The organism is Nostoc sp. UHCC 0870, from assembly GCF_022063185.1.
Lineage (GTDB): Bacteria > Cyanobacteriota > Cyanobacteriia > Cyanobacteriales > Nostocaceae > Trichormus.
Genome location: NZ_CP091913.1, coordinates 5471851 through 5483274, shown reverse-complemented (window position 1 = coordinate 5483274; position 11424 = coordinate 5471851). Strand labels below are relative to the sequence as shown.

The following is an 11424-nucleotide window of genomic DNA, read 5'->3' as shown; positions in this document are numbered from 1 at the left end:
TCTGAAGACACTGGGCTTCCAGTCTATGACTTAGATTACAATGATTATTTGTATTAATTTACTGTGAAACAAAATTCTATTGATGCTATTATCAATCGCGCCCTTTTAGGGTACGATTTATCTACGGATGAGGGGGTAGTATTGTTAACACAAACTAACCCTGAAGCGATCGCAGCTATCCGAACCACATCTGACAAACTCCGCCAGCAGCAAGCCGGGGATACAGTTACTTACGTAATTAACCGCAATATTAACTTTACTAATATTTGTGAGCAACACTGTAGCTTTTGTGCTTTCCGTCGAGATGATGGAGACGCTGGTGCTTACTGGTTAGATTGGCAGCAAATTCTGGAAAAATCTCAAGATGCTGTGCAGCGTGGTGCAACAGAAATATGTATGCAGGGAGGATTAAACCCGCAGGCACAAATTGATGGTAAATCTTTGTCTTACTACCTCAAGTTAGTAGAAACTATTAAGCAAGAGTTTCCCCAGATTCATCTCCACGCCTTTTCTCCGCAAGAAGTAGAATTTATTGCCCGAATTGATGGCTTAACATATGCTGATGTCATTAAAGCTTTGCGGGATGCTGGTGTTGCTTCAATGCCAGGAACAGCAGCTGAAGTTTTAGATGATGAAGTGCGGCGTATCCTGTGCCCAGAAAAAATTGACACAGCTACTTGGCTAGAAATTGTCAGCACGGCGCATCAGCTAGGCGTGCATACCACCAGCACCATGCTGTCAGGGCATATTGAAACCCCAGCACAACAAATTGGGCATTTAGAAAAATTGCGATCGCTCCAACAAACGGCTGTTCAACAGGGATATCCCGCTCGAATTACTGAGTTTATTTTGTTACCTTTTGTTGGACAAGAAGCACCCAAATCCTTACGTCGTCGTGTCGGACGTGACCAACCAGTATTAGCAGATGCTTTACTATTAGGTGCTGTAGCACGGATTTACTTAGGTAATTGGATTCCTAACCATCAACAGAGTTGGGTGAAACTAGGACTAGCTGGCGCAACAGAAGCTTTAGATTGGGGTTGCAACGATATCGGCGGCACATTAATGGAAGAGCATATTACAACTATGGCCGGTGCTGTGGGTGGTACTTGTATGGATGTGGAAACTTTACAAACAGCGATCGCTTCCCTCGGTAGACCTTACCAACAAAGAGAGACTCTCTATCAAACGATAGAAGTTCACAACAAAATCCCTAGTAAAAAATGATTTTGGTCGTCATGATATTGCTGTAACTAGTAATATTGTGATCGCAATCACGTCAGCAGAAAGAGCCAACAGTAAAAGAACCTTATGAAAACCTAGTCTATAAGCTTTAGTTTTTTGGATCTATTCTACGGTAAATCTGCGTTTCCTGAATATTCTTCACCAGTACGTACTGTGTTTGTAAAGTCTTCATCAATAAAGCCATAGCATCTGGATTACTCTGTAAATAAAATATCTCACCCTTAACAATAAATTCGGGTTTTTGGTTCAGAATTTTTAGTAGTTCTTCTTTAGTATTAGTAGTTTTACTGATCACAGTACGCAATAAATATTCTTTGCTGATATTAGATGGATGTGTCACTATCTTGGTTAGTGGTTTCATATCAAGCAGCCAATAAACAAGATGATTTTCCATCATATATATCGTAGTATTGTCATCCCTTTCTTCAGATCAGTATTGGGCTAACTCAAATTCTTTTCCATAGGATAGTGATTTTTGCGAAACCCAAAGATTGCCAATTACTATGTATTCATTGAATGTTGGGGTTGACCATAGAGTCAAACACAATATCAGGATAAAATAACCTGCTTTGAGATTTAAATTTAAAATACCAATAAACCAAGATGATAATATAACTGCGAAAAAAGGAGCAATTTGAATCAGGTAATGATCATAATCAGCACCAATCTTTAAAATTGACAATTCGGTACTAATAAAAAAAATAAAGCAATATATTAATTGCTTTTGTTTTAAGGAGAAAAGTTTTTCTTGCTTAATTAGCCTACTTATTTGTAAGCAGCCTATAACAAATATCATCCCCCATAAATTACTGTTACGAAATTGTCTTAAAAAAAGTTTCCATGCGGGTTGTTGAGAATGAGAATATGATAATGATGCATCAAGAACAGACAATTTAAATATTTCACTATTGTTGGTTATTAGATATGGCAAATACAAGGAAATCACTGGAACTGAAAACCCAATAATATAAGCAATAATTGACCAATATTTGTTTTGATCTGAACATATAATACTGTCTACTACAATGTATATACCTAAAATCAATGCTACATAGGCTAAATTCAGGCGAATCATACAGGCAGATGACATCAGACACCCCACCAGGAAAAATTTAATATTAGCCGCCTGATTACTTCTCACAAGTAAGGCTAAAGCCCCAAGTAAAGGTACAATCGCTAGATGCTCAGTCATCACAGATTCTCCGCCCATCCGAGGGCCAGTTAGCACTATAAAAAGTATTGCAGCCAATAAACTAACTTTTGAACTCCATAGAGCGCGACAAATATAGTAGGTAAGGGTTGCCGCAACGATGACGCATAGAGTTCCAAAGAGGCGAATAGATATAATAGATTTACCAAAAGCTAAAATAGCAAAAGCAAAGCTAAAGAATGTCAGTGGTGGCTTGAGATCCCATAGTTCTACATAAGGTAGATTACCATCTAAAATAGATTGCCCAACTAGAATAAATGTACTTTCATCCCAATCAAATGTGGCGCGAAAGAAAAATGGCAACCGAAATAATAGGCTAAAGATAACAATAATAATTAAAATTCTCGATTTAGACTCGTGTGGGTAGTTCATAAAGGCTAACAGCTATTATAGAATGTCTTAAAAGTCTTAGATTTACCTTAGTGTTGCATAATTGAAGTGTTATCTTGCTAATTGCAAGTTTGTAGGCTCACTACTGGTGCAATATGTGAGCCACCAAGGGGCGCGATTACACCCCCGCAATAAATAAACCCAAGAAGGTTTATAAAATGTGTTTCTTGAAATTTACTATGAACTTAATTACAACAATTACTATTGCACGTCTGTAACTCGCCAGCTGAGTTTTAAGTTCACCCAAAAGTTCCAAATTGTCGCCACGGCGATAGCTATGAGGTTGGCGATATAACGGTTAGGAATCACGAAGTTAAATACCACATTCAACACCAGCACATTTAATACTAAGCCAGCCAAGCAAATAATGTTAAATTTTACAAATCGCTTCAGGCGTTGATGCCATTCCTGTTGTCTCATGGAGACATCTGCAAATGTCCAAGCGTCATTCCACAAGAAGTTATTTAAAATGGCAATTTCTCCAGCAATAATTTTACTCCTGGTTAAAGGCAAAGCCAAGGTAGAAGGATCGCTGAGTAAATACAGCATCGCCATATCTACAAATACTCCACTCAATCCCACTAAGCCAAAGCGGATAAATTTACCTACGGGAAAACTCGAACGCTGACGCAATCGTGCCAATTTACCTGTAGACAGGCGCAACCGGATTAAATGGTGAATGTATTCTATATATTGCTTCCAGGTAACTTTACTCTCTCCTTCTTGGCGTTCACAAAATACGTAACCTACTTCGCCAATATTTTGGACATTACCCCGTCCAATTACTTCTAGCAGGATTTTGTAACCTACTGGATTGAGTGTTGCACCTACGATACTACTACGTTGCACCATAAAATAACCACTCATGGGGTCTGAAACTCTTCCCAAAACTCCCGGTAAGATAATTAACCCTAACGTCTGTGCGCCACGAGATAAGAAACGTCTCACCACACTCCAACTACTAACACCACCTCCATCTACGTGACGACTGGCTAATGCTAAATCCTTTCCCTCTGCAATTTTAGTGAGTAATTGGATTAATACTTCTGGTGGATGTTGTAAATCTCCATCAATTACCCCTAAGACACTTCCTCTGGCAACTTGCCAGCCACGAATCACTGCTGACGATAGTCCCCGTTCTTTTTGTCGTCGCATCACCCGTAACTGTGGATATTCCTCAGTCAGCGATTGTGCTACTTCCCAAGTCAAGTCGGGACTATCATCATCTACAACTATTAACTCATAGTCTCCTGGGATAAACTCATCTAAGGTCTGACTTAATATCCTGACAACATTTTGGATATTGTCTCGCTCTTTATATGTTGGAATTACCAAAGACAAATAGACATTACTATGAGTGGTATCGACATCAGCACGCGGTAGTTCACTAATCTGTAATGTACCCGTTGGAACTGTTAACAGTGAGTTGGATGTTTTGATGCTCATAAAGTCAATTACGCCTTGTGAAATTGGTGGGGCAAAATTGGTGACGCAGTTGTCAATACACCACTCCTCCTGAAATATTGACAATTTTTTAGTTAGTTTTTAATTGAAAATCTATTTTATGTTGGTTATACTTGACTGTAAAATTACTGTATCAATAAGTATTATACTTAAGTGATAATACCAGAAAAGAGGCTTAATTATAAACACATAGTATGAAATTTGTATAATTTTTATGTGTATATTCTGCAAAGATTTAGCATTTAGAAAAATTGCGATCGCTTCCCTGGGTAGACCTTACCAACAAAGAGAGACTCTCTATCAAAAGATAGAAAGAATTGACGTTCTCACTGCCCTAAAAGCGCGGTGATTCTAAAAATCACTTTTTAGGCTTTCTCTTTCATCTCTGTAGGCTGAAACCTTTACAGAAACTCAGTATCCGAGCTTTCTACAGGGTAATGTAAAAAATTGTTTCTCAAAATTCTTTACAAATCTCAACATCTTAGTTAAGATATGTAACAAGAGGTGGAAAAGCCTACAACATACATAAACAAACGCAATCATAAAAACATGACCGCAACCTTACAACAGCGTCAAAGCGCGAACGTATGGGATCGCTTCTGCGAGTGGATTACCAGCACCAATAACCGTCTATACATCGGTTGGTTCGGAGTCCTCATGATCCCCACCCTGCTAGCAGCAACCACCTGCTTTATCATCGCCTTCATCGCCGCACCACCAGTAGACATCGATGGTATCCGCGAACCAGTAGCAGGTTCATTACTCTATGGAAACAACATCATCTCCGGTGCAGTTGTTCCTTCCTCTAACGCCATTGGCTTACACTTCTACCCCATTTGGGAAGCAGCTTCCTTAGATGAGTGGTTATACAACGGTGGTCCTTACCAATTGGTAATCTTCCACTTCTTGACCGGCGTATTCTGTTACTTAGGTCGGGAATGGGAATTGTCCTACCGCTTAGGAATGCGTCCTTGGATTTGCCTAGCATTCTCTGCACCAGTAGCAGCAGCAACCGCAGTCTTCTTGGTATACCCCATCGGACAAGGTTCATTCTCTGATGGTATGCCTTTAGGTATCTCCGGCACATTCAACTTCATGATTGTGTTTCAAGCAGAACATAACATCCTGATGCACCCCTTCCATATGTTAGGTGTAGCGGGTGTCTTCGGTGGTTCATTGTTCTCCGCCATGCACGGTTCTCTAGTAACTTCCTCCTTAGTTCGTGAGACAACCGAAAACGAATCACAAAACTACGGTTACAAATTCGGTCAAGAAGAAGAAACCTACAACATTGTTGCAGCACACGGTTACTTCGGTCGCTTAATCTTCCAATACGCTTCCTTCAACAACAGCCGTTCCTTGCACTTCTTCCTCGCTGCTTGGCCTGTCATCGGTATCTGGTTCACCGCTTTGGGTGTCAGCACAATGGCGTTCAACTTGAACGGTTTCAACTTTAACCAATCCATCATCGATTCTCAAGGTCGCGTCATCGCTACTTGGGCTGACGTAATCAACCGCGCTAACCTGGGTATGGAAGTAATGCACGAGCGTAACGCTCACAACTTCCCCTTAGATTTGGCTGCTGGTGAAGTTGCTCCTGTTGCTATCAGCGCACCTGCTATCAACGGTTAATCTTTAAGCCTTAGCTAAATAAAAAGCGTCTCTCCACTAAGGAGAGACGCTTTTTTAGTTTGGATTAAAATTACGCTTGACATCTCCTCCGACTGGAAGTCAGGAGGATTCTAAACTGATGTTGCTACGGGGTCTGAAAGACCCTCTCCGCAACGTTTACTAATTGATTGTTAAATAACTCAATTAGCTTTGGCACTGTCAAAATGCCCTACCCACCTCGACTAGATTAAATCTAGTTGTATGGCTACTTGAATGTTAGGTGAAATGCGTGAATACGTTTTTGTTACGGAGTTTTTCATCCTATATTCACGCTATTTGATTTTATCATGTTGTCTAATTTATTAGACAATTAGCTTTCATCCCCCGGCTAGAAGCCGGAGGTTCTCAGCATAAGTACGATAGTCATGAAACTTTATTGCAGAAGAAAATACAAATATAAAAATTAATTTTGACGAAAACTCTAGGTACAATACATAAGCCTCATCCTTTTTTCTCAATATTATGGGCAATACTTTTGGACATCTATTTCGGATCACTACTTTTGGCGAGTCTCACGGTGGAGGAGTGGGGGTTGTGATTGATGGTTGTCCTCCGCAACTGGAAATTTCGGCTGAAGAAATTCAAGTAGAGTTAGATAGAAGACGACCGGGACAAAGTAAGATTACTACTCCACGTAAGGAAGCAGACACTTGTGAGATTTTGTCTGGAGTGTTTGAGGGTAAAACCTTGGGAACGCCAATATCAATTTTGGTGCGGAACAAAGATACTCGTCCCCAAGACTATGACGAGATGGCGCAAAAGTATCGCCCTTCTCATGCGGATGCTACCTATGATGCAAAGTATGGGATTCGCAACTGGCAAGGTGGGGGTAGGTCGTCAGCGCGTGAGACAATAGGAAGAGTAGCAGCTGGTGCGATCGCTAAAAAAATTCTCCGTCAAGTTGCAAATGTGGAAGTTATCGGTTACGTCAAGCGCATCAAGGATTTAGAAGGCGTAGTTGACCCCAATACTGTCACTTTGGATGAAGTAGAAAGCAATATTGTGCGCTGTCCTGATAGTGAATGCGCTCAAAAAATGATTGAATTAATTGAGCAAACTGGTAGACAAGGTGATTCTATCGGTGGGGTTGTAGAATGTGTGGCGCGCAATGTTCCCAAAGGTTTGGGTGAACCAGTATTTGATAAATTAGAGGCTGATATCGCTAAGGGTGTGATGTCTCTCCCTGCTAGCAAAGGATTTGAAATTGGTTCAGGTTTTGCAGGGACGCTGTTAACTGGGATTGAACATAACGACGAATTTTATATTGATGAAAATGGGGAAGTTCGCACCGTAACTAACCGTTCTGGTGGGATTCAAGGTGGTATTTCTAATGGTGAAAATATTGTTTTGCGCGTTGCATTTAAGCCTACAGCAACTATTAGAAAAGAGCAAAAAACGGTGACGCGTGAGGGTGAGGAAACACTATTAGCAGCCAAAGGTAGACATGATCCTTGTGTTTTACCCCGTGCTGTTCCAATGGTGGAGGCGATGGTGGCTTTGGTATTGTGTGACCATTTGTTACGTCAACATGGTCAGTGTAGGGTGCTGTAGTTGTGATAGCGATCGCCTATCAATTTAAATATATTTGGGGATATGACTAGATTTATTCACGACCAGTTTGCAAAAGACTACCTAGAACAATTACTTACTCCATACGGCGAAGTTCAAGCATCCCGACGAGTTGCAGGCGAAGTCAGAGAAATTGATGTTTATTTTATCCCCAAATCACAACCAAACACTATTCCTGAAACTTTCGGATTATTATCACAATTTACTACCACCTCTGCATTATTTGAACCATTTCGCAACGCTGCATCCATTACAGAAATTTGCGATTGTCTTTTAAAATTATTAGAGGTTCGTGGCGATTTACAACGACAAGCAAATCGCAATAACACCCGTATTATTGAACCTGATTTACCAAAATTATGGATTCTTACGCCGACAGCATCAGCACAGTTGTTAGAAGGATTTGGTGCTAACCCCAAAGCTGATTACTTACCTGGAGTTTATTTCCTACCACAACATTTGCGTACAGCTATAGTAGCAATTCATCAGTTACCTATTATTCCTGAAACCTTATGGTTAAGAATAATTGGTAGGGGAAATGTCCAAAAACGAGCAATCGATGAACTAGAAGCACTTAATCCCGATAACGTTTTTCGTAAAGCCGCGTTAGAATTACTATACAACTTGCGACAAAACTTACAATTAACTCAAAATCAAGAAGAAGAAGATAGGGAGTTAGTTATGCGATTAGCACCACTTTACCAACAAGACAGAGAACAAGCTTTCAAAGAAGGGGAAGAAACAGGAATTCAAACAGGAATTCAAACAGGAATTCAGCAAGGTGAAAGGTTGGTAGTAGAAAATTTACTCAAAGTTCGCTTTGGTGAAATAGATAATGAACTTCAAGCAATTATTGAATCTTTATTAGCGTTAACACCAGAAGAGTTTACCCCTTTACTGTTGCAATTATCCCGTGAAGAATTAATTGCTAGATTTCGCCAGTAATTTATTGAGAATAGGATTGTGCGCTGTTTGTTTTTGCAATAAAATTAGCTTGCATCATCATGGTAAGTGTAAGGTGCTGTAGTTGAGGCGATCGCCTTATCCGTTCAGCCCTTAAACTGGACTATATTATAGTTGTTGAATGAAAATTGAGCAAGAAGGTACTTTTGAGTATCTTCTTTATTATTTGTGGGCAATTTATCGCTAATATTATATGAATTTTATTACAATTTTAGGATTATCTGCCGCTATATTAACCACAATTGCTTTCTTACCACAAGTGTTTCAAACATGGCGCACAAAATCAGCTAAAGATGTTTCTTATGTGATGCTGATTACGTTCATGAGTGGTCTTTTTTTGTGGTTAATATATGGAATTTATCTCCAAGCTTGGCCGATTATTCTGGCGAACAGTACAACTTTGGCTTTAAACTTTGTAATTCTATGGCTTAAAATTAAATATAGATAGATATGCCTTTATTAAAAACCTGTGACATCTTCTTTATTTACTGCTGAACGCCTGTTATTTACCCCTACTACGCCAGAAATCAACGCCATACCATTGATATTCGCTTTTCCCAATAAGTATACAGTGGGTATTACTAGCTTGGGCTATCAGGTAGTGTGGGCGACCTTGGCGATGCGTAGTGATGTGCAGGTGAGTCGTTTATTTACTGATACTTCCGAACCACTTCCAAGACAGCCAGAAATTCTAGGCTTCTCGATTTCTTGGGAATTGGATTATGTGAATATTTTAAATCTGTTGGAATCTCTAGAAATTCCCATTAGAACAATTAACCGTGATGATTCTCACCCCATTGTTTTTGGTGGCGGGACGGTTCTCACTGCTAACCCTGAACCTTTTGCTGATTTTTTTGATGTCATTTTGTTGGGGGATGGGGAAGATTTACTAGGTAATTTAATTGAAGCTTATAAAGAAGTAAGAAATGCTTCTAGAAAATCTCAACTGCAAGCACTTGCACAAATACCAGGTATTTATGTTCCTAGTTTGTATGTAGTAGAGTATCACGCCGTAGATAAGGGAATTAGTTCTATTAAACCAATTTCTTCAGATATTCCCGCAGTGGTACAGAAGCAAACTTATCGGGGAAACACCCTCTCAGCCTCAACTGTGGTGACTGAAAAGGCGGCTTGGGAAAATATTTATATGGTGGAAGTGGTGCGGAGTTGTCCAGAAATGTGCCGCTTTTGTTTAGCTAGTTATCTGACTTTACCTTTTAGAACAGCGAGTTTGGAAGGTTCGTTAATTCCCGCCATTGAGAAAGGTTTACAAGTTACAAATCGGTTGGGTTTATTGGGTGCTTCTGTAACGCAACATCCAGAATTTGAGACTTTATTGGATTATATTAGTCAGCCAAAATATGATGATGTAAGGTTGAGTATTGCTTCAGTGCGGACTAATACGGTGACGGAACAGTTAGCCAAAACTTTGGCGAAACGAGACACGCGATCGCTTACCATAGCTGTAGAGAGTGGTTCGGCAAAAGTACGCCAAATCATCAACAAAAAGCTGCATAACGACGAAATTATTCAAGCAGCTATCAATGCTAAAGCTGGTGGCTTGAAAAGCTTAAAACTCTATGGAATGGTAGGTATTCCAGGGGAAGAACCAGAGGATTTAGACGCAACGGTAGCGATGATGCGGAGTATTAAAAAAGCCGCGCCGGGACTACGCCTTACCTTTGGGTGCAGCACCTTTGTACCCAAATCCCATACACCATTTCAATGGTTTGGGGTGAATCGTCAAGCTGAAAAGCGGTTGCAGTCGTTGCAAAAACAACTTAAACCCCAAGGGATAGAGTTTCGCCCGGAAAGTTATAATTGGTCAATTATACAAGCTTTGATATCGAGAGGCGATCGCAGAATTTCCCAACTTCTTGAACTTACCCGCAACTTTGGCGACTCCCTCGGTAGTTACAAACGCGCTTTTAAACAACTCAAAGGACAAATTCCCGATTTAGATTTCTACGTCCACAGTAATTGGTCACATGAGCAGATATTGCCCTGGAGTCACTTGCAAGGGCCACTGCCACAGTCTACACTACTAAAGCATTTGGCTGAAGCTACCAGTCATTTCCGTGAGTGCTGAGTTCTGAGTGCTGAGTTCTGAGTTCTGAGTTCTGAGTGCTGAGTTCTGTTAGCGGTAGCGCGGCGTTTAGCTGGTGCTGAGTAAAAGATAGTGAACTTTTGTCTCCTAATTAGTTAATAAGTGAATGCAAAACACAGCTGAATTTTATTGTGCTTACTGCGGTGAACCAAACTTAACCTTTATTGACTTGAGTGCTGGGGGACAGCAATCTTATATTGAAGATTGTCAAGTTTGCTGTCGTCCCAATATCTTATATATTCGAGTGGATGAAGATACTCTAGACATTGAAATTGATACCGAGTACGAAGGCTAGATTTTAGTTTTTTCTTTCCATGCTGCACTTTCAACATTCATCAGTCATTAACGCGCCAGTGGAAGTAGTTTGGAAATTCCACGAACGAGCAGATATCCTACAACTACTGACCCCACCTTGGCAACCTGTACGAGTAATTCGCCGCGAGGGGGGACTAGAAGTGGGCGCAATTACAGAGTTTAAGCTGTTTCTCGGACTTTTACCCTTAACTTGGTTAGCGCGTCACACTGAATGCGAACAATACCATCTATTTACTGATGTACAAATATCGGGGCCTTTTGAGTCTTGGATACATCGCCATCAATTCGCAGCAGAAGGGGACAAAACCAAGCTGACTGATGATATTTCCTACATTATGCCTGGAGGCGATACAGTAGAATTTGTTAGCGGTTGGTTAGTACAAGCGCAATTAGAAGCGATGTTTCGCTATCGCCATTATGTGACGAAGCGCGAGTGTGAATCAAGATAAGTAGTTGGACAAAATTCGATTCATTGGTAGAGATAGGTGAC

The 11424-nt window shown here is 40.4% G+C and carries 12 protein-coding genes; 9 read left to right on the top strand and 3 right to left on the bottom strand.

Going from position 1 to position 11424, the window contains the following annotated elements:
- Positions 1–63: 63 nt before the first annotated feature.
- Positions 64–1227 carry a 7,8-didemethyl-8-hydroxy-5-deazariboflavin synthase subunit CofH gene (gene cofH, locus L6494_RS23300; protein ID WP_237990107.1) on the top strand — a complete coding sequence of 388 codons (1164 nt, stop codon included), beginning with the start codon at positions 64–66 and terminating at the stop codon, positions 1225–1227.
- A 106-nt stretch (positions 1228–1333) separates the two neighbouring features.
- On the opposite strand, the gene L6494_RS23295 is transcribed toward cofH, so the two are convergent.
- The 3 genes from L6494_RS23295 to L6494_RS23285 form a co-directional block, all read right to left on the bottom strand.
- The gene (locus tag L6494_RS23295; RefSeq protein ID WP_237990106.1) at positions 1334–1606 is read right to left on the bottom strand and encodes a hypothetical protein; all 273 of its coding nucleotides are present in this window, start codon (positions 1604–1606) and stop codon (positions 1334–1336) included.
- Positions 1607–1675: 69 nt separating this feature from the next.
- Positions 1676–2758, bottom strand: coding sequence for an ArnT family glycosyltransferase (locus L6494_RS23290; protein ID WP_237990105.1), 1083 nt, complete (start codon positions 2756–2758; stop codon positions 1676–1678).
- A gap of 288 nt (positions 2759–3046) precedes the next feature.
- Positions 3047–4291, bottom strand: coding sequence for a glycosyltransferase (locus L6494_RS23285; protein WP_237990104.1), 1245 nt, complete (start codon positions 4289–4291; stop codon positions 3047–3049).
- A 232-nt stretch (positions 4292–4523) separates the two neighbouring features.
- Here L6494_RS23285 and L6494_RS30900 point away from each other — a divergent pair, with 232 nt between their 5' ends.
- From L6494_RS30900 to L6494_RS23250, 8 genes are all read left to right on the top strand, one after another.
- Entirely contained in the window at positions 4524–4658 is a 135-nt protein-coding gene (locus tag L6494_RS30900; RefSeq protein WP_269139272.1) for a hypothetical protein, read from the top strand.
- Positions 4659–4858: 200 nt separating this feature from the next.
- Positions 4859–5941, top strand: coding sequence for a photosystem II q(b) protein (psbA, locus tag L6494_RS23280; protein ID WP_237990103.1), 1083 nt, complete (start codon positions 4859–4861; stop codon positions 5939–5941).
- A gap of 501 nt (positions 5942–6442) precedes the next feature.
- Positions 6443–7531, top strand: a complete 1089-nt coding sequence (aroC, locus tag L6494_RS23275) for a chorismate synthase (protein ID WP_237990102.1) — start codon at positions 6443–6445, stop codon at positions 7529–7531.
- A 42-nt stretch (positions 7532–7573) separates the two neighbouring features.
- Positions 7574–8494, top strand: coding sequence for a hypothetical protein (locus L6494_RS23270; protein WP_237990101.1), 921 nt, complete (start codon positions 7574–7576; stop codon positions 8492–8494).
- A 211-nt stretch (positions 8495–8705) separates the two neighbouring features.
- On the top strand, positions 8706–8960 hold the full coding sequence (locus tag L6494_RS23265; RefSeq protein ID WP_237990100.1) for a SemiSWEET transporter: 255 nt from the start codon (positions 8706–8708) through the stop codon (positions 8958–8960).
- A 21-nt stretch (positions 8961–8981) separates the two neighbouring features.
- Entirely contained in the window at positions 8982–10601 is a 1620-nt protein-coding gene (locus L6494_RS23260) for a B12-binding domain-containing radical SAM protein (protein ID WP_237990099.1), read from the top strand.
- Positions 10602–10725: 124 nt separating this feature from the next.
- Complete coding sequence (locus L6494_RS23255; RefSeq protein ID WP_190699323.1) at positions 10726–10914, top strand: CPXCG motif-containing cysteine-rich protein; 189 nt, start codon at positions 10726–10728, stop codon at positions 10912–10914.
- Positions 10915–10933: 19 nt separating this feature from the next.
- Positions 10934–11383 (top strand): SRPBCC family protein, encoded by a 450-nt coding sequence (locus L6494_RS23250; protein WP_237990098.1) that lies wholly within the window; start codon positions 10934–10936, stop codon positions 11381–11383.
- Positions 11384–11424: the final 41 nt, after the last annotated feature.

What these genes read in the sequence shown, in the direction of transcription:
- L6494_RS23255 (WP_190699323.1), top strand. Translation starts at nt 10,726, where the DNA reads ATGCAAAACACAGCTGAATTTTATTGTGCTTACTGCGGTGAACCAAAC.
- psbA (WP_237990103.1), top strand. Translation starts at nt 4,859, where the DNA reads ATGACCGCAACCTTACAACAGCGTCAAAGCGCGAACGTATGGGATCGC.
- L6494_RS23250 (WP_237990098.1), top strand. Translation starts at nt 10,934, where the DNA reads ATGCTGCACTTTCAACATTCATCAGTCATTAACGCGCCAGTGGAAGTA.
- L6494_RS23265 (WP_237990100.1), top strand. Translation starts at nt 8,706, where the DNA reads ATGAATTTTATTACAATTTTAGGATTATCTGCCGCTATATTAACCACA.
- L6494_RS30900 (WP_269139272.1), top strand. Translation starts at nt 4,524, where the DNA reads ATGTGTATATTCTGCAAAGATTTAGCATTTAGAAAAATTGCGATCGCT.
- L6494_RS23295 (WP_237990106.1), bottom strand. Translation starts at nt 1,606, where the DNA reads ATGAAACCACTAACCAAGATAGTGACACATCCATCTAATATCAGCAAA.
- L6494_RS23270 (WP_237990101.1), top strand. Translation starts at nt 7,574, where the DNA reads ATGACTAGATTTATTCACGACCAGTTTGCAAAAGACTACCTAGAACAA.
- aroC (WP_237990102.1), top strand. Translation starts at nt 6,443, where the DNA reads ATGGGCAATACTTTTGGACATCTATTTCGGATCACTACTTTTGGCGAG.
- L6494_RS23285 (WP_237990104.1), bottom strand. Translation starts at nt 4,291, where the DNA reads ATGAGCATCAAAACATCCAACTCACTGTTAACAGTTCCAACGGGTACA.